The organism is Streptomyces sp. W1SF4 (genome assembly GCF_003950035.1).
Lineage (GTDB): Bacteria > Actinomycetota > Actinomycetes > Streptomycetales > Streptomycetaceae > Streptomyces > Streptomyces racemochromogenes.
This window is the reverse complement of record NZ_CP034350.1, coordinates 4,342,125-4,367,224: the sequence shown is the minus strand read 5'-3', so window position 1 is coordinate 4,367,224 and position 25,100 is coordinate 4,342,125. Positions and strand designations below refer to the sequence as shown.

The following is a 25,100-nucleotide window of genomic DNA, read 5'->3' as shown; positions in this document are numbered from 1 at the left end:
GGCCACCTCCTGGTGAGTCGTCGGGGCTGGGGTCGCAGCGGCGGGGCCGCTGCCGCGTGCCTGGGTCATCGCGCCGCCTCCGGCTGGGCGTCGGCCCAGAGCGTGGACCTTCGGGGATCGAACGGGCAGCCCTTGCCGGTGACGTGCTGCTCGTACTCCTCGCGGAAGTACTTCAGCGAGGAGAAGATCGGGCTGGCCGCGCCGTCGCCGAGCGCGCAGAACGACTTGCCGTTGATGTTGTCGGCGATGTCGTTCAGCTTGTCGAGGTCGGACATGACGCCCTTGCCGGCCTCGATGTCGCGCAACAGCTGGACGAGCCAGTACGTGCCCTCGCGGCAGGGGGTGCACTTGCCGCAGGACTCGTGGGCGTAGAACTCGGTCCAGCGGGTGACGGCGCGGACCACGCAGGTGGTCTCGTCGAAGCACTGGAGCGCCTTGGTGCCGAGCATGGAGCCGGCGGCGCCGACGCCCTCGTAGTCGAGCGGGACGTCGAGGTGCTCGTCGGTGAACATGGGGGTGGAGGAGCCGCCGGGGGTCCAGAACTTCAGCCGGTGCCCGGGGCGCATCCCGCCGCTCATGTCGAGGAGCTGGCGCAGGGTGATGCCGAGGGGGGCCTCGTACTGGCCGGGGCCCGCGACGTGCCCGGAGAGCGAGTACAGGGTGAAGCCGGGGGACTTCTCCGTCCCCATCGCCTTGAACCAGTCCTTGCCCCTGTTCAGGATCGCGGGAACCGAGGCGATGGACTCGACGTTGTTGACGACGGTGGGGCAGGCGTAGAGCCCCTCGACGGCGGGGAAGGGGGGACGCAGCCGGGGCTGACCGCGCCGGCCTTCGAGGGAGTCGAGCAGTGCCGTCTCCTCGCCGCAGATGTACGCGCCCGCGCCCGCGTGCACCGTGATGTCGAGGTTGCGGCCGGTGCCGTCGATGTCCTTGCCGAGGTATCCGGCGGCGTAGGCCTCCCGCACGGCCTCGTGCAGGCGCCGCAGCACGGGGACCGTCTCACCGCGCAGGTAGATGAAGGCGTGCTCCGACCGGATCGCGTAACAGGCGATGATCATTCCCTCGACGAGGGAGTGCGGATTCGCGAAGAGGAGGGGGATGTCCTTGCAGGTGCCCGGCTCCGACTCGTCCGCGTTCACGACGAGGTAGTGCGGCTTTCCGTCGCCCTGCGGGATGAACTGCCACTTCATCCCGGTGGGGAAGCCCGCGCCGCCGCGTCCGCGCAGACCCGAGTCCTTGACGTACGCGATCACCTCGTCGGGGGTCATCGCGAGGGCCTTGCGCAGGCCCTCGTAGCCCTCGTGGCGCCGGTAGGTCTCCAGGGTCCAGGACTCGGGCTCGTCCCAGAAGGCCGACAGCACGGGCGAGAGCAGCTTCTCCGGGCTGCCTCCCCCAGCCTTCGGCTGGGAGGTGCCCCCCTGACTTTCCTTGGACGACACGCTCATCCCTCCCCTCCCTCGGTACGCGCCTCACCGCGCGGGTGCACGATCGGCGTGTGCGGGGTCTCACCGCGGGCGATGCGCAGGCCGATCAGGGAGGCGGGGCCCGCGCCGCCGCTCGCCTGGACCGCGCCGTCGCGCTCGTCGGGGAAACCGGCCAGGATCCGGGCGGTCTCCTTGTACGTGCACAGCGGCGCACCCCGGGTCGGCTCGACCGGGCGGCCCGCGAGCAGGTCGTCGACGAGCGCCTTGGCGGACTCGGGGGTCTGGTTGTCGAAGAACTCCCAGTTGACCATCACCACGGGCGCGTAGTCGCAGGCCGCGTTGCACTCGATGTGCTCCAGCGTGACCTTGCCGTCGGCGGTGGTCTCGTTGTTGCCGACGCCCAGGTGCTGCTTGAGCTCGTCGAAGATGGCGTCGCCGCCCATCACCGCGCACAGGGTGTTGGTGCAGACGCCGACCTGGTAGTCCCCGGAGGGCTTCCTGCGGTACATCGTGTAGAAGGTGGCGACCGCGGTGACCTCGGCCGTGGTCAGCCCCAGCGTCTCGGCGCAGAAGCGGATGCCGGTGCGCGAGACGTAGCCCTCCTCGGACTGCGTCAGGTGCAGCAGCGGCAGCAGCGCGGAGCGGCTGTCGGGGTAGCGGGCGATGACGTCGGCGGCGTCGGCCGCCAGCCGCTCGCGCACCTCCGCCGGGTAGTCGGGGGCCGGCAGCTGGGGCATGCCCAGTGAGATCTCCGTCATCGGTCGACGCCTCCCATCACGGGGTCGATGGAGGCGACGGCCACGATGACGTCGGCGACCTGGCCGCCCTCGCACATCGCGGCCATGGCCTGGAGGTTGGTGAAGGACGGGTCGCGGAAGTGGACCCGGTAGGGGCGGGTGCCCCCGTCGGAGACGACGTGCACGCCGAGTTCGCCCTTGGGGGACTCGACGGCCGCGTACGCCTGTCCGGCGGGGACTCGGAAGCCCTCGGTCACCAGCTTGAAGTGGTGGATGAGGGCCTCCATGGAGGTGCCCATGATGTTCTTGATGTGGTCGAGGGAGTTGCCGAGGCCGTCGGGGCCCATGGCGAGCTGCGCCGGCCAGGCGATCTTCTTGTCGGCGACCATCACCGGGCCGGGCTCCAGCCGGTCCAGGCACTGCTCGACGATCCGCAGCGACTGGCGCATCTCCTCCAGGCGGATCAGGAACCGGCCGTAGGAGTCGCAGCTCTCGGTGGTGGGGACGTCGAACTCGTAGTCCTCGTAGCCGCAGTACGGGTCGGCCTTGCGCAGGTCGTGCGGCAGGCCGGCCGAGCGGAGGATCGGGCCGGTCGCGCCGAGGGCCATGCAGCCGGTGAGGTCGAGGTAGCCGACGTCCTGCATGCGGGCCTTGAAGATGGGGTTGCCGGTGGCGAGCTTGTCGTACTCCGGCAGGTTCCTCTTCATCGTCTTGACGAACTCGCGCAGCTGGTCGACCGCGCCGGGGGGCAGGTCCTGGGCGAGGCCGCCGGGGCGGACGAAGGCGTGGTTCATGCGCAGGCCGGTGATCAGTTCGAAGACGTCGAGGATCAGCTCGCGGTCCCGGAACCCGTAGATCATGATGGTGGTCGCGCCGAGCTCCATGCCGCCGGTGGCGATGCACACCAGGTGCGAGGAGAGCCGGTTGAGCTCCATCAGCAGGACGCGGACGACGGTGGCGCGGTCCGGGACCTGGTCGGTGATGCCGAGGAGCTTCTCGACGCCGAGACAGTAGGCCGTCTCGTTGAAGAACGGCGTCAGGTAGTCCATGCGCGTCACGAACGTGGTGCCCTGCGTCCAGTTCCGGAATTCGAGGTTCTTCTCGATGCCGGTGTGCAGGTAGCCGATGCCGCAGCGGGCCTCGGTGACCGTCTCGCCGTCGATCTCCAGGATCAGCCGGAGCACCCCGTGGGTGGAGGGGTGCTGCGGTCCCATGTTGACGACGATGCGCTCGTCGTCCGCCTTCGCCGCCGACCGGACGATCTCGTCCCAGTCGCCGCCGGTGACGGTGTAGACGGTGCCCTCGGTCGTCTCGCGGGAGGACGCGTGGTTCGATGTGGACATCAGCTGTACGACCTCCGCTGGTCGGGAGCCGGGATCTGGGCGCCCTTGTACTCGACGGGGATGCCGCCGAGCGGGTAGTCCTTGCGCTGGGGGAAGCCCTGCCAGTCGTCCGGCATCATGATCCGGGTGAGGGCCGGGTGGCCGTCGAAGACCAGGCCGAAGAAGTCGTAGGCCTCGCGCTCGTGCCAGTCGTTCGTCGGGTAGACGGTGACGAGCGAGGGCAGGTGCGGGTCGCCGTCCGGGACGGAGACCTCCAGCCGCAGGATCCGGCCGTGGGTGAGCGAGCGCAGGTGGTAGACGGCGTGCAGCTCGCGGCCCTTGTCGCCGGGGAAGTGCACCCCCGACACCCCGGTGCACAGCTCGAAGCGCAGCGCCGGGTCGTCGCGCAGGGTGGCGGCGACGCGGACGAGGTGCTCGCGGGCGATGTGGAGGGTGAGCTCCCCCCGGTCGACGACGGTCTTCTCGATGGCGTTCTGCGGGAGCAGGTCCTGCTCCTCCAGGGCTCCCTCCAGTTCGTCGACGACCTCGTCGAAGTACGAGCCGTACGGGCGGCTGGTCGCGCCGGGCAGCGCCACGGTGCGCACGAGGCCGCCGTACCCGCTGGTGTCGCCGCCGTTCCTGGTGCCGAACATGCCCTTGCGGACGCCGATCACCTCGGGTCCGGAGGCGGCCCTGGGGGCGGGGACGTTGTCGCCGTTCTCGACGGCCGGGTCGTCGCTCACCGAAGGAGCCCCTTCATCTCGATGGTGGGGAGGGCCTTGAGGGCGGCCTCCTCCGCCTCGCGCGCCGCCTCTTCCCGGTTCACGCCGAGCTTCGAGCCCTGGATCTTCTGGTGGAGCTTGAGGATCGCGTCCATCAGCATCTCGGGGCGGGGCGGGCAGCCGGGGAGGTAGATGTCCACCGGGACGATGTGGTCGACGCCCTGGACGATCGCGTAGTTGTTGAACATGCCGCCCGAGGAGGCGCACACGCCCATGGAGATGACCCACTTCGGGGCGGGCATCTGGTCGTAGACCTGGCGCAGCACCGGCGCCATCTTCTGGCTGACGCGTCCCGCCACGATCATCAGGTCGGCCTGGCGCGGGGAGCCGCGGAAGACCTCCATGCCGAAGCGGGCCAGGTCGTAGCGGCCGGCGCCGGTGGTCATCATCTCGATGGCACAGCACGCGAGGCCGAAGGTGGCCGGGAAGACGGATGACTTGCGCACCCAGCCCGCGGCCTGTTCGACGGTGGTGAGCAGAAAGCCGCTCGGCAGCTTCTCTTCCAGTCCCATGGGAAATTCAGCCCCTCAGTCCCATTCCAGGCCGCCCCGGCGCCACACGTACGCGTAGGCGACGAAGACGGTGAGCACGAAGAGCAGCATCTCGACGAGCCCGAAGATCCCCAGGGAGTCGAAGGTGACCGCCCAGGGGTAGAGGAAGACGATCTCGATGTCGAAGACGATGAAGAGCATCGCCGTCAGGTAGTACTTGATGGGGAAGCGACCGCCGCCGGCGGGCATCGGGGTGGGCTCGATGCCGCACTCGTAGGCTTCGAGCTTCGCCCGGTTGTACCGTTTTGGGCCGATCAGCGTGGCCATGACCACGGAGAAGATCGCAAACCCTGCGCCGATGGCGCCGAGCACGAGGATGGGTGCGTACGCATTCACGCTCCTCGCTCCTTCCAGTCGTCCTTGACCGTTGGACCGCTGCGCCGGCGCCGAGTGCCCCGCCCCTCGCGGGGCCGCCCCTTCGAACGGGGACCGATCGCATGTGAGGCAGTTCACAAGCCGGACTGGTGCGCATCTTATGCCTGCCGGTCTGTGATCTGCGACACGGGTAACAACACCGAGTTTGTGATCTCCACCACCTGACGAACGATCATGAAGGCCAATGAGTGGTGATCTTCGCACTCAAGGCATCCACATGATCACCAAAGGTGACATCCGGGCCCGTAGGCGCAGGTGAAAGGGGTGTCGCCCTATCAAACGATGGGCAGTGCAGGCAAATTGGCGGCTCGGCCGCCCAAGTGATAAGGGAACGCGGGTCCCTCGCCAGGGGGACTCCACGCGTACGGGAGTGGACAGGGTGGCCGGAAGTCGCCGCCGACCGGATCCGGAGAGAGATCCTGTGCATCCGTTCACGAACCGCGCGGCATGTTCACGGCCGGATCACGGACGGGCCACGACCGCCTCACGGCGGCGGGTAACTGTGACCTGCGTCACGTGCGGCGAGGGCCACGAAAAGGGGGCTTGGCCAACTGTGCGGGTCGATGGTAGGCCGTGGATCAATTCGGACTTATTACTGAAACCCCATGATCACAGCCTTGTGAAAGCGTGTCCGTTACGTCCGTTACGGCGTCAATAAGAGGCGCGACGCGCCCGGTTCAGGGCCTCTGCGGGCAACTGTGGCGCAGACCACGTTTCTTGAAGGGAACCCGGCTCCACTGATAGCGGTTGTCCCATGTCCCACACCGCTCACATACCCAGCCACCGGAAGCCCCGCCGCAGCGCCTCGAAGCTCGCGGTCCGCGCCGGAGTTGCCGGTGGCGTCCTCAGCACCCTGGCCATGGCCGGGACCGCGAGCGCGTCCCCGTCCGAGCCCGTGGCCGAGACGACGCTCGAGATGCCGGTCCTCAACCTGGACCTCGGCACCGAGGTCTCCAACGCCGTCAACACGGCCGCGGAGAACACCCGCGTCGCCGCCGTCGAAGCCGCCGTCACCGGCGAGCTGAACGCCCTGGAGGAGAGCGCCCGCACGGGTGCCGCCGCCGAGGCGAAGCAGGCGAAGGAAGACGCCACCAAGGCCGCCGAGCTCAAGGCGAAGCAGGAGGCCGACCGCAAGGCCGAGGCCGAGCGCGCGGGCCGAAGCAGCGACCGCACCGACCTCACCAACGCCTCCGCCGCCGACAACGGCGGTTCCTCCGCCGTCACCGGCTCCGGCAGCGGCTCCACCGCCTCGAAGCCGGCCACCGGCTCGGCGGCGGCCATCATCGCCTTCGCCCGCGCCCAGATCGGCAAGCCGTACGTCCTCGGCTCCACCGGTCCCACCGCGTACGACTGCTCGGGCCTCGTCCAGGCCGCCTACCGCCAGGCGGGCATCACCCTGGACCGCGTCTCCCAGGACCAGTCCATGGCCGGCCGTTCGGTCTCGCTGAACGCCCTCCAGCCCGGTGACATCGTCTACTGGGGCGCCAAGGGCAGCGCGTACCACGTCGCCATCTACTCGGGCAACGGCAAGTTCATCGGTGCGCAGAACCCCAGCACCGGCATCGTCGAGCGCAGCCTGAGCTACGACATGCCGACCGGCGCCGTCCGCGTCCTCTGACGCACGGTCGCACGATCGCCCGCAAGGTCCGGTACTCCCCCGCTCGGGGGCGGAGTACCGGACCTTCGGCATGCTGAGAAGATGGCCGGTGTGCGTCGCCCGGCCGTTCGAGCAGACCCTGGAGGTGGTCCCGTGAGCCGACCGTCCTACGAGGACCACGGCGCCGCCGACCCCACCGCCGTCCCGGCCGCCCTCGGTCTGGGCCTCCTGTCGGTCGGCGGCTGGCTGCTGACCACCACCCGCCCGTGGCACAAACCGGGCAACCCGCTCACCCTGGGCCTCGGCTGGACCGTGTCCGGCGCGCTGCTGCTGTCCGGCCTCGTCCTGCTGGCCCGCTGCGTCCGCACCGTCCACGCGGCCCCCGGAGCGGCCGAAGGGGCCGAGGGGGCCCTGCGGGGGCCCGGGAACGACTGAGCCGCCCCCGGAGTGCCGGGAGCGGCTCACAGGCCCTCAGGACTGCGCCCAGGCCGTCGCCCAGGCCGTCGCTCAGGCCTTCGGGGCCACCTTCGAGAGGCCGTTGATGATGCGGTCCATCGCGTCGCCGCCCGTCGGGTCCGTCAGGTTCGCCAGCATCTTCAGCGTGAAGCGCATCAGCACCGGGTGCGTCAGGCCGCGCTGGGCGGCGATCTTCATGACCGCCGGGTTGCCGATCAGCTTCACGAAGGCGCGGCCCAGCGTGTAGTAGCCGCCGTAGGTCTCCTTGAGCACCTTCGGGTAGTTGTGCAGGGCCAGCTCGCGCTGCGCCGGGGTCGCGCGGGCGTGCGCCTGGACGATGACGTCCGCCGCGATCTGCCCGGACTCCATCGCGTAGGCGATGCCCTCGCCGTTGAACGGGTTGACGAGGCCGCCCGCGTCACCGACCAGCAGCAGGCCCTTGGTGTAGTGCGGCTGCCGGTTGAAGGCCATCGGCAGCGCCGCGCCGCGGATCGGCTGCGTCATGTTCTCCGGGGTGTAGCCCCAGTCCTCCGGCATGGACGCGCACCAGGCCTTCAGCACCTCGCGCCAGTCCAGCTCCTTGAAGGCGGAGGAGGAGTTGAGGATGCCGAGGCCGACGTTGGAGGTGCCGTCGCCCATGCCGAAGATCCAGCCGTAGCCGGGCAGCAGCCGGTCCTGCGGACCGCGCCGGTCCCACAGCTCCAGCCAGGACTCCAGGTAGTCGTCGTCGTGCCGGGGGGAGGTGAAGTAGGTGCGGACGGCCACGCCCATCGGACGGTCCTCGCGCCGGTGCAGGCCCATCGCGAGGGACAGCCGGGAGGAGTTGCCGTCGGCGGCGACCACGAGCGGGGCGTGGAAGGTCACCGGGGTCTTGTCCTCGCCGAGCTTGGCCTGCACGCCGGTGATGTGCCCGGTGCGGGGGTCGCGCACGGGCTCGCCGACGTTGCAGCGCTCGTACAGGCGGGCGCCGGCCTTCTGCGCCTGGCGGGCCAGCGTCTCGTCGAAGTCGTCGCGCTTGCGGACGAGTCCGTAGTCCGGGTAGGAGGCGAGTTCCGGCCAGTCCAGCTGGAGGCGCTGTCCGCCGCCGATGATGCGCAGGCCCTTGTTGCGGAGCCAGCCGGCCTCTTCGGAGACGTCGATGCCCATCGCGACCAGCTGCTTGGTGGCACGCGGGGTCAGACCGTCGCCGCAGACCTTCTCGCGCGGGAACGCCGTCTTCTCCAGGAGCAGGACGTCGAGTCCCGCCTTGGCGAGGTAGTAGGCGGTCGTGGAACCGGCGGGCCCGGCCCCGACGACGATCACGTCCGCGGAGTGTTCGGTGAGGGGCTCGGTCACTGCGGGGTCTCCTGAAGGCTCGGGGGAAAGTGCCCAGCGGCACAGGACATGAGGCAGTCTATGCAGCCGGGGCGCTCCCGCTGGGGTGCGGGTGGAAGGCCGGGCCTCGCGCAGCGGCCCTCACCGAATCAGCTCCGGCGCGTCAGAAAATGCTCAGGCCCGTCAGGGTCGTGAAGCGGTCCAGGGCCGCGACGCCCGCGACCGAGTTGCCCCGGGCGTCCAGGCCAGGGCTCCAGACCGCGAGGGTGCAGCGGCCCGGGACGACCGCGATGATGCCGCCGCCCACGCCGCTCTTGCCCGGCAGGCCCACCCGGTACGCGAACTCCCCCGCCGCGTCGTACGTCCCGCACGTCAGCATCACCGCGTTGACCTGCTTCGCCTCGCTGCGCGTCAACAGCCGCGAGCCGTCCGCGCGCAGGCCGTGCCGGGCCAGGAAGCGGCCGGCCAGGGCGAGGTCGGCGCAGCTCATCTCGATCGAGCACTGCCAGAAGTAGTGCTCCAGCAGCGCCGGCACCGGGTTGTCGATGTTGCCGTACGAGGCCATGAAGTGGGCCACCGCCGCGTTGCGGTCGCCGTGTTCCTGTTCGGAGGCGGCGACGTCCGGGTCGAAGCCGAGGTCCGGGTTGCCGCTCTCCTGGCGGAGGAAGTCCAGGAGTTCGCTGCTCGCGTCGCCCGTAAGAGTCTGGAGCCGGTCGGTGACGACGAGCGCGCCCGCGTTGATGAAAGGATTCCGCGGGATGCCGTTCTCGTACTCCAGCTGCACCAGGGAGTTGAACGGGTTGCCCGAGGGCTCCCGGCCCACCCGCTCCCACAGGCTGTCGCCGCCCTCCGCGAGGGCCAGCGCCAGGGCGAAGACCTTCGTGACGGACTGGGCGGAGAAGGGGACGCGCCAGTCGCCGACCCCGAAGACGTTGCCGTCGAGGTCGGCGACCGCCATGCCGAACCGCCGCGGATCGACCTTCGCCAGCGCCGGGATGTACTCGGCGGGCGTGCCGCTGCCCACCAGCGGGGAGACGTCGGCCGCGATCCGTTCCAGCAGTCCCTGGTAGTCCATGGACATGGAGGGTTACGCCTTGACCCCGCGGTGCAGCGCCACGATGCCGCCGCTCAGGTTCCGCCAGGCCACCTTCGACCAGCCGGCCTTCTGCAGCAGGGCCGCCAGCGCCGGCTGGTCGGGCCACTCGCGGATGGACTCGGCCAGGTAGACGTACGCGTCCGGGTTGGAGGACACCGCACGCGCCACCGGCGGCAGGGCGCGCATCAGGTACTCGGTGTAGACCGTCCGGAAGGGCGCCCAGGTGGGCTGCGAGAACTCGCTGATCACGACCTGGCCGCCGGGCTTGGTCACCCGGTACATCTCGCGCAGCGCCCCGTCGGTGTCCTGCACGTTGCGCAGCCCGAAGGAGATCGTCACGGTGTCGAACGTGTCGTCCTTGAAGGGGAGCTTCGTCGCGTCGCCCGCCGTCAGCGGCAGCCAGGCGTGGCGCTTCTTGCCCTCGCGGAGCATGCCCAGGGAAAAGTCGCAGGGGACGACGTAGGCGCCGGTCGCCGCGTACGGGAGGGACGAGGTGGCGGTGCCGGCGGCCAGGTCGAGCACCTTGTGCCCCGGGCGGGCGGCGACCGCCCTGGCGGCCTCCTTGCGCCACAGGCGTGCCTGGCCGAGGGACAGGACGTCGTTGGTGAGGTCGTAGTTCGCGGCCACCCCGTCGAACATGGAGGCGACTTCGTGCGGCTGCTTGTCCAGGGAAGCCCTTGTCACTGGCGTTGGCCCCTCGGTGCTCGGTGTTTCTGCGGCGGACAGGTCGTACCCCGTCATCCTCTCAGGCCGCCGCCGCGTCGGCCGCCCCGGCCCGGCCCGCCCCGGCCCCGCGGAAAATCCGGCAGATCAGGACCGGAAACGGGCAGACTGGGCGGGCAATCAGAACAAAATGGGGGGGCACCAGTGGGGACACGCCGATCAGGCACGGCACGACGGGCCGAACGGCGCAGGCGACTGCGCCGCACGGTCCTCGGCTCGACGGCGTTGGCCGCACTCTCCGTCACCGCCTACTGGCTCGGACTGGAAGAGGGCGCCGCGACCGCCGGCCGCGGCGGCCCGTCACCGGCGGCCGAGCGCGCGGCGGCCCCGGCCGAGCACGCGGCCCCGCCGCCGCCCGGCCCGGCCGCGAGCCCGAGCCCGAGCCTGAGTACGAGCCCGAGCGCGGCCCCGGGGCAGTTCACCGCCTCCTCCACCCCCGGCCGGTCCCAGGGCGAGGGGCGTCAGCGGCGCTGGCGGGTGGAGACGGAGAACGGCAGCGGCGTCGACCCGGACTCCGCCGCCCGGGACATCGAGGCGATACTCGGGGACCGCCGCGGGTGGATACGCGACCCCTCGTACGGCTTCCGGCGGGCCGGCCGCGGCGAACCGGTGGACTTCACCGTCAAGATCGCCACGCCCGCCACCACCGACCGGCTGTGCGACGTGGTGACCCCCGAGCTGATCGGGGAGACCAACTGCCAGGCCCACCACACCATCGTGGTGAACCTCAAGCGCTGGCAGGAGGGTTCGCCGAAGTTCCGGGGCTCGCCCGCCGAGTACCGGGCGCTGATCATCAACCACGAGGTGGGCCACGAGCTGGGCCGCGGCCACGAGACCTGCCCGCGTCCGGGCGCCCCCGCCCCGGCGATGATGCAGCAGATCAAGGGGCTCCAGGGCTGCACGTCCAACGCCTGGCCGCACACCGCCGGGGGGACCTACCTGTCGGGCCCGCCGGTGCCGTAGCCCGGGCCCGCCGGCGCCGTAGGGGCTCAGCGCCGCCGGTGCAGCAGCCGCCCCGCGATGACCGTGGCCACGCAGGTCGTCGCGCCGCGCTCCAGCAGCTCGGCCTCGTCCGCCACCGCGAAGACCGCGAACCGGGCCGCCGCCCCCGCCTCCAGCACCCCGTGGAAGGCCTGCCCGGCCGAGTCCCGGCCGGTGAGCGGGTCCAGGGCGGGCACCCCCTCGTAGGGGGCGGGCGGCACCACGGCCAGGCCCGAGCGGGTCACCGCCGTGCGGACGGAGGCGGTCGTGAAGCGGCCGGCGACCGCCACCACCCCGCGCGCCAGCAGCTTCTGCGTGCCCCGCCGGGCGCTGTTGCCCCAGCGCGACTCGGTCATCTTCAGCGCGTCCAGCGCCTCGGCCCCGGTGATCGGGGCGGCACCGAGTTCGGTGACCTCGTACGGGTCGTCCGGGTAGTAGGTGCGCTCCAGCAGCTCGTCCGCCCCGCGCGCGAGCAGCCCCGGCGTGAGCAGCCCGGGCCAGCGGCGCACCCGGGCGTGCGGCGCGGCCGCGGCGAGCTCCTCGTACGGGCCCGTGCGCACGATCCGGTCGCCCTCGACCAGGACCGCGCCGCCCTCCAGCGGTGCGGCCCCCGGTCCGGTGACGAGGAGGTCGGCGGTGTGCAGCGTCAGCATCGGGCGTCAGTTCGTGGAGATGAGCTTCAGCTCGGGGTGCGCGGTGCCCCCCTCGATGGCGGTCGAGGAGATGTGCGAGACCACGCGGTCGTCGACGGGGTCGTTCGCCGGGTCCTCGTGCACCACGAGGTGCTCGTACGTGGTCGCGCGCTGCGCGGGGACGCGGCCGGCCTTGCGGATCAGGTCGATGATCTCCTGGCGGTTCGAGCGGTGCCTGGCACCGGCCGAGGAGACCACGTTCTCCTCCAGCATGATCGAACCGAGGTCGTCGGCGCCGTAGTGCAGGGCGAGCTGGCCCGCCTCCTTGCCGACGGTGAGCCAGGAGCCCTGGATGTGGGCGATGTTGTCGAGGAAGAGCCGCGCGATGGCGATCATCCGCAGGTACTCGAAGACGGTCGCCTGGGTGCGGCCCTTGAGGTGGTTGTTCTCGGGCTGGTACGTGTACGGGATGAACGCGCGGAAGCCGCCGGTGCGGTCCTGCGTGTCCCGGATCATCGCGATGTGCTCGATGCGCTCGGCGTTGGTCTCGCCGGTGCCCATCAGCATGGTGGAGGTCGACTCCACGCCCAGCCGGTGGGCGATCTCCATGATCTCCAGCCAGCGCTCGCCGGACTCCTTCAGCGGGGCGATGGCCTTGCGCGGGCGCTCCGGGAGCAGTTCGGCGCCGGCACCGGCGAAGGAGTCGAGGCCGGCGGCGTGGATCCGCTTGATGGCCTCCTCGGCGGAGACGCCGGAGATGCGGGCCATGTGCTCGACCTCGGACGCGCCGAGGGAGTGGATGACCAGCTGCGGGAAGTCCTTCTTGATCGCCGAGAAGTGGTGCTCGTAGTACTCGACGCCGTAGTCCGGGTGGTGGCCGCCCTGGAACATGATCTGGGTGCCGCCCAGCTCGACGGTCTCCGCGCAGCGGCGCAGGATGTCGTCGAGGTCGCGCGACCAGCCCTTCTTGGTGTCCTTGGGGGCCGCGTAGAAGGCGCAGAACTTGCACGCCGTGACGCACACGTTGGTGTAGTTGATGTTGCGCTCGATGATGTACGTCGCGATGTGCTCCGTACCGGCGTAGCGGCGTCGGCGCACGGCGTCGGCGGCCTGGCCGAGCGCGTGCAGCGGGGCGTGCCGGTAGAGGTCGAGGGCCTCTTCCTTGGTGATCCGGCCCCCTGCGGCGGCGCGGTCGAGAACGGACTGGAGTGCGGCCGGGTCGGTCACCGGGGGATCACCTTTCGGCGGTGTGTCAAGGGTCCGGACCGATCCAGCCTACGCCAGGGCCCGCGCGCCGTTTCCAGGGCGGGGGTCACGGGCTGCGCGTGAGGTCTCCTTCGGGGTTCCCGGCGGCCCTGTCGCCCGACTTGTAGTGCAGCGAACCGCCGGTGTTGAGGGTGAAGCGCTCGTTGGCGGAGCCGCCGGCGCAGATGCCGGGGTGCGGGTTGGGGCCGCCCGCCGTGTCCAGGACCAGGGAGCGGTCGGTGGCGGAGGCGAGCTTCCAGTCGCCGCTGCAGTCGGTGCCGAACACCGGCAGGACCGACTTGTCCCGGCCCACGACCTCGCCGATCCGGCCCGCCCTGATGGTGATCTCGAACTCGGTGGTCGCGCCGAGGTTGGTGGTGACGGTGCCCTTCCAGGTGCCGACGAGCTCCTTGGGGACGTCCTCGCGGGTGCCCCGGGGCGGGGCCTCGGACGACCCGGACGAGGACGGGGACGGCGCGCCCGAGGCCGGTGCGGAGCCGGCCGGGGCCGGGGTGACCTGCTGGTCGTGGCTGCCCGAGGCGGAGTCCCGGGCCTTGCCCTGGCCCGGCAGCAGGTCCAGGGCGTACAGCCCGCCGGACGTCAGCGCCAGCACGGCGGCGGCGGCGCCGAGCACCAGGGTGCAGCTGAAGCGGCGCCCGGCCGCGGTGACGGTGACCCCGCGCCCGCCGTCGGACCCGGCGCGCGGCTGCGGCACCCCGCCGCCGGCCTGGCCGGCCGTCTCGGTGGGGGCGCCGTACACCCCGCCGGAGTTGCCGTACGGGCCCGCCGTCGCGGGGTGGGCGGCGCCGGGCCGTGCGGCGGAGCCGTACGAGGGGTCGGGCGTCCCGAAGCCGACCCTGGCCGGCCCCCCGAAGGAGCCCTCCGTGAACGGCACCGGCCCGGACCCGGACGCCGGCCCGGAACCGGAGGCGTGGCCGGACCAGGCACCGGCGGCCGGCCCGGAACCCGAGGAGTGGCCGGACCAGGCACCGGCGGCGGAGCCGGCCGCCGCGGCCGGTCCGGCGGCGTGGCCCCCGGCCGTTCCCGGCCCGGAACCGGCCTCGGAGGAATCGGCGTCCAGGTCCAGCAGCGCCACCGCCGCGCGGCTCGCCTCCTCGACCAGCGGGGCCGGGAGCCAGCCCGGGGCACCCAGGGCGCCGCCCAGGGCCGCCGCGAGGACCTCCGGCGCCGGGCGGTCGGCGGCGGACTTGGCCAGGCAGGCGCCGACCAGCTCGCGCAGCTCGCCGGCGGGGATGCCGTCGAGCTCCGGCGGCTCGTGGACCACCTTGTAGAGCAGGGTCGCGGAGTTGTCCCCGCTGAAGGGCGGCCGGCCGGTCGCCGCGAAGGCCATGACCGCGCCCAGGGAGAACACGTCCGAGGCGCCCGTGACGCCCTTGCCGAGGATCTGCTCCGGGGACATGTAGCCGGGCGAGCCGATGGAGACGCCGGTGGAGGTCAGCGAGGCGGTGCCGTCCGTGGCCCGGGCGATCCCGAAGTCGATCAGCCGCGGCCCGTCCAGGGTGAGCATCACGTTGGACGGCTTCACGTCCCGGTGTACGAGGCCCAGCCCGTGCACCGCCACCAGCGCGCGGGCCAGCCCCGCGCCGACCGCCCGTGCCGAGGCCTCGGGCAGCGGCCCGTGCCCGGCCACCGCCCGGTCCAGGGAAGGGCCCGCCACGTACCCGGTCGCCACCCACGGCACGGGCGCGTCCGGGTCGGCGTCCAGCACGGGCGCGGTCCACTCGCCGCCGACCCGCCGGGCGGCCTCCACCTCACGCCGGAAGCGGGCGCGGAACTCCGCGTCGGAGGCGAAGTGCGGGTGCACGATCTTGACGGCGACGGTCCGGCCGCCGGCGCTGCGCCCCAGATAGACCCGTCCCATGCCGCCCGCGCCCAGCCGGCCGAGCAGCCGGTAGGCGCCGACGGCGCGAGGCTCGCCGGCTTCGAGCGGCTGCATCGCGTCCCCCGTCCCCCGAGATCCCTGTTCACGTGCGTGCGAACAGACAGCACCTTAGGGGGTGACGGGGGCGCGCTCCCGTCGAATAGCTTCCGCTTCCCCCGCTCCCCTTCGCATTCACCTTCGGGTGACATGAATACGAAAGGGGAACGAATTCCCGGCAAACGGAACATTCCCGGGAGCGGCCGGCCGTGAAGGCGGAGAAGCGGAAGACCGGCGGGGATATCGCGATCAACGGTCCGGCGCGGCGGCCTTCAGCAGCTCGACGGTGACGTCGGCGTCATAGCCGGTGTCCGCTCCGGTCCTGCGTGCGAATTCGCGTACGCCCGCCAGTTGGTCGGGGCCGAAGCGGAAGTCGAGCGTGGTGAAGTAGCGCTGGAGCAGCTCGGCGTCGAAGGCCTCCCAGCGGGCGGCCTGCTCGGCGACCTTGACGACCTCCTCCAGGGAGACGTCCCGGGAGGCGAGGAAGGCCTCGTGGACCTCCCGCACGAGCACGGGTTCGCGCTCCAGGTACTCCTTGCGGGCGGCCCAGACGGCGAAGACGAACGGCAGCCCCGTCCACTCCTTCCACATCAGGCCGAGGTCGTGCACGGTCAGCCCGAGCCGGGGCGCGTCGTGCAGCGAGGCGCGCAGCGCGGCGTCGCCGATCAGCACCGCCGCGTCGGCCTCCTGCATCATCAGCCCCAGGTCAGGGGGGCAGGTGTAGTAGTCGGGGCGGACTCCGTACTGCTCGGCGAGCAGCAGCTGGGCGAGGCGTACGGAGGTGCGGGAGGTCGAGCCGAGGGCGACGCGGGCGCCGTCCAGCTGCTCCAGCGGGACCTGCGAGACGATCACGCAGGACATCACCGGGCCGTCGCAGCCGACCGCCAGGTCGGGGAAGGCGACGAGCTCGTCGGCGTTGCGGAGGAACTCCACGAGGGTGACGGGAGCGATGTCGAGGTCGCCCTCGACGAGCCGCTCGCTCAGCTTCTCGGGGGTGTCCTTGGTCAGCTCCAGGTCCAGCAGCGTGCCGGTTCGGGCCAGCCCCCAGTACAGGGGCAGGCAGTTCAGGAACTGGATGTGGCCGACGCGGGGCCGGCTGCGATAGACGTCCACATCGCGAGACTAGCCGCGGTTCTCCGTCAGCGATCGAGCGGGTCTCAAACGTCCGGGTGACGTGATCTTTCCCTCTGGTCTCGGCCCGAGGGTGCGTGCTAGGCTCGACGCAAGTTGCAGTTTGGTTTCCCTTGCAGTACGAGGCCTGCGGTTGTAACCCGCAGGCTTTTGTAGTTTTCAGACTTCTTAGCAGGTTCTGGAGCAGGGCGACCCTTTGGCCCATAGGAGGGCTCATGGCTACCGGAACCGTGAAGTGGTTCAACGCTGAAAAGGGCTTCGGCTTCATCGCCCAGGACGGCGGCGGCCCGGATGTCTTCGTCCACTACTCCGCGATCAACGCCTCTGGCTTCCGCTCCCTCGAGGAGAACCAGCAGGTCAACTTCGACGTCACGCAGGGCCCGAAGGGTCCGCAGGCGGAGAACGTCACCCCGGCCTAGTCGCCAGGCCGACCGGATCGCGGTCGGATTTGCAGTACCCAAGGAGCCCTGTCTCCTCCGTGCGAGCGGAGGCGGCGGGGCTCCTGCCTTTTCCCGCCGTTCGGGGCCCGTCGATGGTCCCCCTGAGTGACCGTTTGTCACTTTGTGTGTACGGCTCGTGCGCCCCGGGGATGGTCGGTCCTGGTACGAGGCCGTCACGGGAAAGGACGCACAGCACATGAGGAAGCTCGCTTGGGCCACACGGGGCGTTTCCGCCGCTACGGGAGCGCTGCTCCTCGGAGCCCTGATGGTGCCGTCCGCGGCCGCCAGCAGCGGTCCGACGCCGGAGCCGGACCACGGGAAGAAGAAGTGCGGGCCGGTGGCGCGCCACGTCGCCTCCGCGGCTCCCGACTTCGGCAGCCTCAGGGGCACGGTCTTCCGCCTGACGACCGACCGGGACGGGCACGCCTTCCTCAACGACAGCCGGAACCAGGGCGTGTGGATCGACCTCAAGGTCGTCCCGAACACGCCGAAGTGCGTGGTGGACGTCGCGGCCTCCGTCGAGGAGTCCTTCGGCACCCTCACCCTCACCCTGCTCAGCAAGAGCGGGGTGATCTACGAGGCCCGCTGCACCACCAGCGCGACCGCCTACAGCCCGACCAACCTGCCGGGTGCCTGCGGCACGGGCTTCCAGGCGCTCCAGGCCACCCCGGTCTGACGCCCCCGGACGACGCGACGCGGCCGGTCCCCCAGGGGCGACCGGCCGCGTCGCATCGTGCGCGGAGCCCTCGTCAGGCCTTCGGGGCGGCGGGGGCGGTGATCTCGATGGTGACGATCAGCTCGGCCTTGTCCGCCGTGAGCAGCCGCAGGTGGTACGTGCCCGCGGGGACGTCCGCGGTGAGCAGCGCGGGCAGGGCCGCCTTGCCGTCGGCGCCGGTCTTGAGCGCCTTCGTGAACAGCTTCTCCTCGGCGGTGGCGCCCTGGAACCAGGGGCCCTTGGCGGTCTTGGCGTCCACCGGGGTCCAGGCCCCGCCGGCGGCCTTCTCGACGAGCGCGGCGGTGAGCTCCGCGCCCTGCACCGGCTTGTCGCCGCGGGCGACCAGGTACTGCAGGCCCGTGACCGGGGTGCCCGCGGCGACCTGGACGGTCTTGGTGCCGGTGAGCACGACGGGCTGCTCGGCCGGCTTCTCGGTGGTCCTGCCGTCCACGGCCACGGTGAAGTGGTTCTTGGCGTCGTAGGCGGTGGCCCGCAGGGTGAAGGTGCCCGCCTTCGGGCCGGCCTTCAGCCGCGGGGTGGTGGCGATGCCCTGGGCGTCGGTGCGGACGACCACGCTCGGCTCGCTGCCGAAGACGAAGCCGGTGCCGCCGGTGGTGTCCTGCTCGACGGCGACGACGACGGCCTGGTTGACGGCCGGCTTGCCGTCGCCGAGGACCGCCTTGAAGCGGGCGCCCTCCGCGAAGAGGCTGCCGGCCTCGGCCTCCAGCTTCGCGTCGCCGACCCGCTCCAGCTTGGCCAGGGTCGCGGGCGCCGGGGTCGGCTTGGAGGGCTCGGGGGTCGGCTTCGACGGCTCCGGGGTGGGCTTCGGGTTCGGGGTCTGGTTGCCCGGGTTGGAGGGGTTCGTCGGGTTGGTCGGGTTGTTGGGGGTGTTCGGCCGGGTGGCCGGCGGCTGCGGGGTGGGGACGCGCGGGGTGGGGATGGTCGGCGTGGGCGGCGTCGGGTAGTTGCCGACGGGCGGGTTCGGGATCCCGGCCGTGCCGTCCTGCTGGTACTGGCGCATGTAGCCGAGCACGGAGTTCACGTACTCGCGCGACTGGTTGTAGCCGAGGATCGCCTTGTCGAGGTCGGCCGGGAGCGAGAGGTCCTTGCCGCCGGAGCAGAGGTAGAGGCCCGCGCCGAGCGCCGCGTCGTAGATGTTGTTCGCGTCGCGCTTGCCGTCGCCGTTGCCGTCGGCCTTCCAGGTGGCCCAGGTGGAGGGGATGAACTGGAGCGGGCCGAAGGCGCGGTCGTACTCGGTGTCGCCGTCGAACTCGCCCTTGTCGGTGTCCAGGATCTTCGCGTAGCCGTTGCCGTCCAGGCGCGGGCCGCGGATCGGCTTCTCCGTGGTGCCGTCGGTCTTGAGCCCGTAGCCGGAGGCGTGCACGGACTCGACGCGGCCTATCGCCGCGACCAGCGTCCAGGGCAGCTTGCACTTGGGGAGGGCGGCGGCCACGGCCACCTCGGAGCGCTTGTAGGCGTCGAGGGCGGTCGCGGGGATGGCGGAGGCTCCTTCGGCCGGGTTGCCCCCCGTGCCGGCGGCGGGCGGGACGACCGGGTCCGCGAGCTGGCCGGGCAGGTCGAGGCGGGCGTCGCCGCGGTCCGTGGCCTGCGGGCTGTCGGGCGTGGGCTCGGCTTCTCCGGCACCGGCGACCGGGGTGTTGGTCACGACGGCGGCCGTCGTCAGGCTGGCCGCGAGCGCGGCCGTGCACAGTACCTTGCGCGAGGTGTTGACTACGTGGCGGTGAAGCGGCTTCACGGTGCGGCGATCCCCCCAAGGCGGCCGTCAAAGGCGTGCGGCCGGTCGGGCCGCGATTGTTCTGTCTATCAGGTATTCCGACACGACTCACCCCCGCCCCCGCAGATGTGACGCACCATTCGTCTCGGCTTCACCGGACTGTGGCCCAGGACGTCCAGCCCGGCTCCGGCGGCCCTCCGGCCCGGCCCCGGCGGGCCTTCCGGCCCTGTCCGGAACATCCCAAAGACCCGTACTGGCGGCGCTTGTTGGTCTTTACGCTGATTCTCATGACGAGCAGCAGCAGGAAGGACCACCGCCGCGAGGGCCGGGAGCGGCCCCGGGCGGAGCGGGAGGCCGGGGCGCGGCGGACGCGGCTGCGCGGACGGCTGCTCGTCGGCGGGGCGCTGGCGGCCGTGCTGGCGGCCGCGGTCGGGGTGGGGGCGTACGCGGCGGGGCGGGCGGGGCCGGGGAAGAGCGAGGCGGCGGGCAAGCCCTTCCTGCGGCCGGCGCACACCACCGGCGAGGACGGGGTGGTGGTCCCGTACGGCAGGGCCGACGCGAAGGACGTCGTGTCCGTGTGGCTGGATCCGCGCTGCCCCTTCTGCGCGAACGTGGAGACGGGCCTCGGCCCGGCCTTCAAGGAGCGGGCGGACGCCGGGGCCTACCGCGTGGAGTACCACTTCGCGACCTTCCTGGACGGGGGCCTGGGCGGGAAGGGCTCCAAGCGCGCGCTGAACGCGCTGGGCGCGGCGGTGAACGAGAGCCCCCAGAAGTTCGTGGACTACCTCCAGGTGCTCTACCGGAACCATCCGAGCGAGGAGACGGACGACAGGTTCGGCTCGACGGACACCCTGCTGGACCTCGCCGGGCAGGTGCCGGGGCTGCGCACGCCGGAGTTCGACCGGGCCGTCGAGGAGCTCTCGTACATGCCGTGGGTCGAGAAGGTCTCGACGGCCTTCGGCGAGAGCGGCAAGCGGGGCACCCCGTCGGTGGAGGTCAACGGCAGGGAGGTGGGGGTGCTGTCGGGCCGGGGGGAGGCGGTCTCCCCGGAGACCTTCGGCCAACTGGTCGCGGCGAACCGCAAGTCCTGAAACGTAACAGGGGCTGTCACACGCGGCTGATACGTTTCAGGCCAGTCGAGCGCACTGGTGTTCGGCACCCCTCTCTTCCGTGGGACCTTCCGTGAGAACGCCCGGAAGCGGAAACGGAATCGGCCGGTAGCGGTACCGGAACCGGTCCGGGGGTCCCGCCGGTGCGCCGCTGCCTGCCGCCGCCGACCCCGAAGGCCCTTCCATGAGCACTCCGCCGCCGAACCCCTACTCCGGAGCCCCCGTCCCGCCGGGCCCGCACCCCGGCGCCCCGGCCGGGCAGAACCCGTACGGCCAGCCCCCGGCGGGCGCGAACCCGTACGGTCAGCAGCCGGCCGCGGGGCAGGGCCCGTACGGTCAGCAGCCGGCCCCCGGCGGCTACCCCGCGCCGGGTGGCCACCCCGCCCCGGGCCACCCCGCCCCGGGCTACCCGCAGCAGCCGCAGCACCCGCAGTACGCGGCCCCGTACCCGCACCCGCACGCCCAGGCGCCGGGCTGCCGCCAGTGCGGGGCTGCGGAGACGGCGAACTTCGCGGTGCGCGCGCACGTCGGCGTACTGATCCTGATGCGCTTCCACACCCTCAACGGCCCCTTCTGCCGCCAGTGCGGCCGGTCGCTGATCCGCACCATGACCACCAAGACCCTGTGCCAGGGCTGGTGGAGCCCGATCTCCCTGGTGATCTTCACGCCGTTCACCCTGCTGTGGAACCTGTTCGCGGCGATGAAGTACGCGAAGCTCCCCCACCCCACGCCAGCGCCGGGCCGGCAGCCGCTGGAGGAGGGTCCGCCGGTGCACGCGCGGCCGCTCGCCTACGTGGCGATCATCCCGCTCCTCTGGGCCACCTGGGTCGCCGTGAACATCTTCCTGGACGTGAGCGGCCGCCGCTGAGCACTCCAGGGCCCGGCCCGGGCCCCGCACCCCTTCACACCGGCGCCCCGCACCCCTACCCTGACGGCCCGTCAGATCCTTTGATCCGAGCCGGACCGCCAGGGGGCGCGTGATGCTGCTGCGAGGGAAGACCGTCGTCGTCTCCGGTGTGGGGGCCGGGCTCGGCCACCAGGTGGCCGCCGCCGTGGTCCGCGACGGCGGCAATGCCGTCCTCGGCGCCCGCACCGAGGCCAACCTGGCCAAGTCCGCCGCCGAGATCGACCCCGACGGCACCCACACCGCCCACCTGCCCACCGACGTCGGCGACGAGCGGCAGTGCGAGGCCCTCGCCGCCCTCGCCCTGGAGCGCTTCGGCCGCATCGACGCCGTCGTCCACGTCGCCGCCTGGGACTCCTACTTCGGCGGCCTGGAGGACGCCGACTTCGGGACCTGGCAGCAGATCATCGACGTCAACCTCCTCGGCAGCCTGCGCATGACCCGCGCCTGCCTGCCCGCCCTCAAGGCCGGCGGCGGCTCCGTCGTCTTCATCGGCACCCAGTCCGCCGTGGCCGCCCCCAACGAGGTCCGCCAGGCCGCCTACGCCGCCTCCAAGGGCGCCCTGACCTCCGCCATGTACTCCCTGGCCCGGGAACTCGGCCCGCACCGGATCCGCGTCAACACCGTGCTGCCGGGCTGGATGTGGGGCCCGCCCGTGCAGGCCTTCGTCACCTTCACCGCCCACACCGAGGGCGTCCCCGAGGCCGAGGTCCACCAGCGCCTCGCCGACCGGATGGCCCTGCCCGACCTCGCCACCGACGGGGATGTCGCCGACGCGGCGGTCTTCCTCGCCTCCGACCGGGCGCGGGCGATAACCGGCCAGTCCCTGCTGGTCAACGCCGGTGAGCTGATGCGATGACGCCCTCCACCGGAATCCGGACGGATCGTATGCTCGCCACATGACCACTGCGAGTGACGCCCCGACCGACAACGCGATGCGCCGTGCGCTGCGGCGAGCCCGCGACGGCGTCGCGCTCGACGCTGCCGAGGCGGCCGTCCTCCTCCAGGCCCGCGGCGCGGCCCTGGAGGACCTGACCGCCTCCGCCGCCCGGGTCCGCGACGCGGGCCTGGCGGCCGCCGGCCGGCCGGGCGTGATCACGTACTCGAAGAGCGTGTTCATCCCCCTCACCCGCCTCTGCCGCGACAAGTGCCACTACTGCACCTTCGCCACCGTCCCCGGCAAGCTGCGCCGCGCCGGCCACGGGATGTACATGTCCCCGGACGAGGTCCTCGACATCGCCCGCCGCGGCGCCGCCCTCGGCTGCAAGGAAGCCCTCATCACCCTCGGGGACAAGCCCGAGGACCGCTGGCCCGAGGCCCGCGAGTGGCTGGAGGCGCACGGCTACGACGACACCATCTCCTACGTGCGGGCCATCTCCATCCGCATCCTGGAGGAGACCGGGCTGCTGCCCCACCTCAACCCCGGCGTGATGTCCTGGTCGGACTTCCAGCGCCTCAAGCCCGTCGCCCCCTCCATGGGGATGATGCTGGAGACCACCGCCACCCGCCTGTGGTCGGAGCCCGGCGGCCCGCACCACGGCTCCCCCGACAAGGAGCCGGCCGTCCGGCTGCGCGTCCTGGAGGACGCCGGGCGCTCCTCGGTCCCCTTCACCTCCGGGCTGCTGATCGGCATCGGCGAGACGTACGAGGAGCGCGCCGAGTCGCTGTTCGCGCTGCGCCGGATCTCCCGGGCCTACCACGGCGTCCAGGAGCTGATCATCCAGAACTTCCGCGCGAAGCCGGACACGGCCATGCGCGGGATGCCGGACGCCGAGCTGGACGACCTCGTCGCCACGATCGCCGTGGCCCGCCACATCATGGGCCCCTCGGCCTGCCTCCAGGCCCCTCCCAACCTGGTCGACGGCGAGTACGCCCGCCTCATCGGCGCCGGCATCGACGACTGGGGCGGCGTCTCCCCGCTCACCCCGGACCACGTCAACCCCGAGCGGCCCTGGCCCCAGATCGACCTGCTGGCCGAGCGGTCGGCCGCCGCCGGCTTCGAGCTCCGCGAACGGCTCTGCGTGTACCCGGAGTTCGTGCAGCGGGGCGAGCCGTGGCTGGACCCCCGCCTGCTGCCCCACGTACGGGCCCTCGCCGACCCGGAGACCGGGCTCGCGAACCCGGACGCGGCCGTCGTCGGGCACCCGTGGCAGGAGCCGGACGACTCCTTCGCCTCCTACGGGCGCACCGACCTGCACACCGCGATCGACTCCGAGGGCCGCACCGGCGACCGCCGCGAGGACTTCGACGAGGTGTACGGCAACTGGGAGGCCCTGCGCGAGGCCGCGGCGCCCGGCATGGTGCCCGAACGCATCGACACCGACGTACGGGCCGCCCTCGCGCAGGCCGCCGACGACCCGGAGGGGCTCAGCGACGGGCAGGCGCTGGCCCTGCTGCACGCGGACGGCCCGGCGCTGGACGCGCTGTGCCGGATCGCGGACGACCTGCGCCGCTCGGTGGTGGGCGAGGACGTCACGTACGTCGTCACGCGGAACATCAACTTCACCAACGTCTGCTACACCGGCTGCCGCTTCTGCGCCTTCGCGCAGCGCCGCACGGACGCCGACGCCTACACCCTGTCCCTGGAGCAGGTCGCCGACCGCGCGGCCCAGGCCTGGGACGTCGGCGCCGTCGAGGTGTGCATGCAGGGCGGCATCCACCCGGACCTGCCGGGGACGGCGTACTTCGACATCGCGCGGGCCGTGAAGGCACGGGTCCCGGGCATGCACGTGCACGCCTTCTCCCCGATGGAGGTCGTCAACGGCGCCACCCGCACCGGGATGTCCGTACGGGACTGGCTGACGGCCGCCAAGGAGGCCGGGCTGGACTCGATCCCGGGCACGGCGGCGGAGATCCTGGACGACGAGGTCCGCTGGGTGCTGACCAAGGGCAAGCTGCCCACGGCCGACTGGATCGAGGTCGTCACGACGGCGCACGAGCTGGGCATCCGCTCCTCGTCCACCATGATGTACGGCCACGTGGACCAGCCCCGGCACTGGCTCGGCCACTTCCGCACCCTGTCCCGCATCCAGCAGGAGACCGGTGGCTTCACGGAGTTCGTGACGCTGCCCTTCATCCACACCAACGCCCCCGTCTACCTGGCGGGCATCGCCCGGCCGGGTCCGACGGTCCGCGACAACCGGGCGGTCACGGCGATGGCGCGGCTGCTGCTGCACCCGCACATCCCCAACATCCAGACGAGCTGGGTGAAGCTGGGCGCGGAGGGCGCGGCGGAGATGCTCCGCTCCGGGGCCAACGACCTGGGCGGCACGCTGATGGAGGAGACCATCTCCCGCATGGCGGGGTCGAGCTACGGCTCGTACAAGTCGGTCCAGGACCTGGTCGCGGTGGCGGAGGCGGCGGGCCGGCCGGCGAAGCCGCGCACGACCCTGTACGGGGAGGTCCCGCAGGAGCGCCAGGAGGCGGCGCGCGCCTCGGACGGTCACCTGCCGGAGCTGCTGCCCGTCCTGGAGTGACCGCGCGGCGGGGCCCGCCGCCGCGCGGTCCCCGCCGGCCGTGGCCGGAACGGCTCGCATTCCGGCCGTTCTCCGGTCAGTTACGGGCGACCCGCCAGAGCGCTCCCGAACACGGCCGAACCCGTCCACTACAGTGCGCGTCCTGAGCCTGGGGGGACGGCATGGACACGACGACGGCGACGAACACCGGTGGCTCCGCCGGCGATGCGGGGAACTCCGCGGGGGACACGGCCGTACTGCGGGTCGTCCCCGCCGGCCCGGGCATCGCCGCCCGGGCGGCCCGCGCGGCACCCGGCATCGCGGCGGCCGCCCAGCCCTCCGGGGGTGCGAGCGCCGGGCACACCGGGGCCACGGCCCCCGCGCCCGCGGCAGCCGCCTCCGCCGGCGCGGGCGCCCGGACCGCGGAAGCCGCCGCG

Annotated in this window: 23 protein-coding genes; 9 read left to right on the top strand and 14 right to left on the bottom strand. The window is 72.1% G+C overall.

Annotated elements, in window-relative coordinates; translation table 11 throughout:
• Positions 1-65: 65 nt before the first annotated feature.
• Genes nuoF through D1J60_RS20415 form a run of 6 tightly spaced genes read right to left on the bottom strand, consistent with a single transcriptional unit; the run spans position 66 to position 5,152 of the window.
• The gene (gene nuoF / locus D1J60_RS20440) at positions 66-1,445 is read right to left on the bottom strand and encodes an NADH-quinone oxidoreductase subunit NuoF (protein ID WP_125822081.1); all 1,380 of its coding nucleotides are present in this window, start codon (positions 1,443-1,445) and stop codon (positions 66-68) included.
• Positions 1,442-2,182 (bottom strand): NADH-quinone oxidoreductase subunit NuoE, encoded by a 741-nt coding sequence (gene nuoE, locus D1J60_RS20435; protein WP_125822080.1) that lies wholly within the window; start codon positions 2,180-2,182, stop codon positions 1,442-1,444. The genes nuoF and nuoE overlap by 4 nt, the downstream gene beginning before the upstream one ends.
• A complete protein-coding gene (locus D1J60_RS20430) occupies positions 2,179-3,504 on the bottom strand; it encodes an NADH-quinone oxidoreductase subunit D (protein ID WP_125822079.1) in 1,326 nt (441 codons plus the stop codon). Before D1J60_RS20430 ends, nuoE begins: the two co-directional genes overlap by 4 nt.
• Positions 3,504-4,226, bottom strand: a complete 723-nt coding sequence (locus D1J60_RS20425) for an NADH-quinone oxidoreductase subunit C (protein WP_125822078.1) — start codon at positions 4,224-4,226, stop codon at positions 3,504-3,506. The genes D1J60_RS20430 and D1J60_RS20425 overlap by 1 nt, the downstream gene beginning before the upstream one ends.
• The gene (locus tag D1J60_RS20420) at positions 4,223-4,777 is read right to left on the bottom strand and encodes an NADH-quinone oxidoreductase subunit B (protein WP_007265818.1); all 555 of its coding nucleotides are present in this window, start codon (positions 4,775-4,777) and stop codon (positions 4,223-4,225) included. Before D1J60_RS20420 ends, D1J60_RS20425 begins: the two co-directional genes overlap by 4 nt.
• A 15-nt stretch (positions 4,778-4,792) precedes the next feature.
• A complete protein-coding gene (locus tag D1J60_RS20415; protein ID WP_045946775.1) occupies positions 4,793-5,152 on the bottom strand; it encodes an NADH-quinone oxidoreductase subunit A in 360 nt (119 codons plus the stop codon).
• Between the two features lie 793 nt (positions 5,153-5,945).
• On the opposite strand from D1J60_RS20415, the gene D1J60_RS20410 reads away from it, so the two are divergent.
• Together D1J60_RS20410 and D1J60_RS20405 are read left to right on the top strand one after the other, a co-directional pair.
• Positions 5,946-6,809, top strand: a complete 864-nt coding sequence (locus D1J60_RS20410) for a C40 family peptidase (RefSeq protein ID WP_125822077.1) — start codon at positions 5,946-5,948, stop codon at positions 6,807-6,809.
• A 132-nt stretch (positions 6,810-6,941) separates the two neighbouring features.
• Complete coding sequence (locus tag D1J60_RS20405; protein ID WP_125822076.1) at positions 6,942-7,223, top strand: hypothetical protein; 282 nt, start codon at positions 6,942-6,944, stop codon at positions 7,221-7,223.
• 72 nt (positions 7,224-7,295) lie between these two features.
• Here the strand turns inward: D1J60_RS20405 and D1J60_RS20400 are convergent, their stop codons facing one another.
• The 3 genes from D1J60_RS20400 to D1J60_RS20390 all read right to left on the bottom strand — a co-directional run bounded on the left by D1J60_RS20400 (position 7,296) and on the right by D1J60_RS20390 (position 10,338).
• Positions 7,296-8,579, bottom strand: coding sequence for a geranylgeranyl reductase family protein (locus D1J60_RS20400; RefSeq protein ID WP_125597574.1), 1,284 nt, complete (start codon positions 8,577-8,579; stop codon positions 7,296-7,298).
• A gap of 142 nt (positions 8,580-8,721) precedes the next feature.
• The gene (locus D1J60_RS20395; RefSeq protein ID WP_125597599.1) at positions 8,722-9,633 is read right to left on the bottom strand and encodes a glutaminase; all 912 of its coding nucleotides are present in this window, start codon (positions 9,631-9,633) and stop codon (positions 8,722-8,724) included.
• A 12-nt stretch (positions 9,634-9,645) separates the two neighbouring features.
• The gene (locus D1J60_RS20390; protein WP_125597578.1) at positions 9,646-10,338 is read right to left on the bottom strand and encodes a demethylmenaquinone methyltransferase; all 693 of its coding nucleotides are present in this window, start codon (positions 10,336-10,338) and stop codon (positions 9,646-9,648) included.
• A 264-nt stretch (positions 10,339-10,602) separates the two neighbouring features.
• Here D1J60_RS20390 and D1J60_RS20385 point away from each other — a divergent pair, with 264 nt between their 5' ends.
• Entirely contained in the window at positions 10,603-11,340 is a 738-nt protein-coding gene (locus D1J60_RS20385; protein WP_241253338.1) for a DUF3152 domain-containing protein, read from the top strand.
• A gap of 26 nt (positions 11,341-11,366) precedes the next feature.
• Here the strand turns inward: D1J60_RS20385 and D1J60_RS20380 are convergent, their stop codons facing one another.
• From D1J60_RS20380 to D1J60_RS20365, 4 genes are all read right to left on the bottom strand, one after another.
• Positions 11,367-12,011 carry a hypothetical protein gene (locus D1J60_RS20380; RefSeq protein ID WP_125597584.1) on the bottom strand — a complete coding sequence of 215 codons (645 nt, stop codon included), beginning with the start codon at positions 12,009-12,011 and terminating at the stop codon, positions 11,367-11,369.
• 6 nt (positions 12,012-12,017) lie between these two features.
• A complete protein-coding gene (mqnC, locus tag D1J60_RS20375) occupies positions 12,018-13,217 on the bottom strand; it encodes a cyclic dehypoxanthinyl futalosine synthase (RefSeq protein WP_125597587.1) in 1,200 nt (399 codons plus the stop codon).
• An 85-nt stretch (positions 13,218-13,302) separates the two neighbouring features.
• Positions 13,303-15,192 (bottom strand): serine/threonine-protein kinase, encoded by a 1,890-nt coding sequence (locus D1J60_RS20370; RefSeq protein WP_125822074.1) that lies wholly within the window; start codon positions 15,190-15,192, stop codon positions 13,303-13,305.
• Positions 15,193-15,423: 231 nt separating this feature from the next.
• Positions 15,424-16,287: a menaquinone biosynthesis protein gene (locus tag D1J60_RS20365; RefSeq protein ID WP_125597593.1), complete on the bottom strand. Its 864-nt coding sequence runs from the start codon at positions 16,285-16,287 to the stop codon at positions 15,424-15,426.
• 233 nt (positions 16,288-16,520) lie between these two features.
• On the opposite strand from D1J60_RS20365, the gene D1J60_RS20360 reads away from it, so the two are divergent.
• Both D1J60_RS20360 and D1J60_RS20355 read left to right on the top strand, forming a co-directional pair.
• Positions 16,521-16,724, top strand: a complete 204-nt coding sequence (locus D1J60_RS20360; protein WP_007265804.1) for a cold-shock protein — start codon at positions 16,521-16,523, stop codon at positions 16,722-16,724.
• A gap of 217 nt (positions 16,725-16,941) precedes the next feature.
• The gene (locus D1J60_RS20355; RefSeq protein WP_125822073.1) at positions 16,942-17,421 is read left to right on the top strand and encodes a hypothetical protein; all 480 of its coding nucleotides are present in this window, start codon (positions 16,942-16,944) and stop codon (positions 17,419-17,421) included.
• A gap of 73 nt (positions 17,422-17,494) precedes the next feature.
• Here the strand turns inward: D1J60_RS20355 and D1J60_RS20350 are convergent, their stop codons facing one another.
• Positions 17,495-19,216 (bottom strand): lytic transglycosylase domain-containing protein, encoded by a 1,722-nt coding sequence (locus tag D1J60_RS20350; protein WP_241253337.1) that lies wholly within the window; start codon positions 19,214-19,216, stop codon positions 17,495-17,497.
• Between the two features lie 266 nt (positions 19,217-19,482).
• On the opposite strand from D1J60_RS20350, the gene D1J60_RS20345 reads away from it, so the two are divergent.
• The 4 genes from D1J60_RS20345 (at position 19,483) to D1J60_RS20330 (ending at position 24,684) form a co-directional block, all read left to right on the top strand.
• Entirely contained in the window at positions 19,483-20,286 is an 804-nt protein-coding gene (locus D1J60_RS20345) for a thioredoxin domain-containing protein (protein ID WP_125822072.1), read from the top strand.
• A gap of 202 nt (positions 20,287-20,488) precedes the next feature.
• Positions 20,489-21,172 carry a hypothetical protein gene (locus tag D1J60_RS37720; protein ID WP_206436548.1) on the top strand — a complete coding sequence of 228 codons (684 nt, stop codon included), beginning with the start codon at positions 20,489-20,491 and terminating at the stop codon, positions 21,170-21,172.
• 112 nt (positions 21,173-21,284) lie between these two features.
• Complete coding sequence (locus D1J60_RS20335; protein WP_206436547.1) at positions 21,285-22,067, top strand: SDR family oxidoreductase; 783 nt, start codon at positions 21,285-21,287, stop codon at positions 22,065-22,067.
• A gap of 40 nt (positions 22,068-22,107) precedes the next feature.
• A complete protein-coding gene (locus tag D1J60_RS20330) occupies positions 22,108-24,684 on the top strand; it encodes a bifunctional FO biosynthesis protein CofGH (RefSeq protein ID WP_125822070.1) in 2,577 nt (858 codons plus the stop codon).
• Positions 24,685-25,100 lie beyond the last annotated feature (416 nt).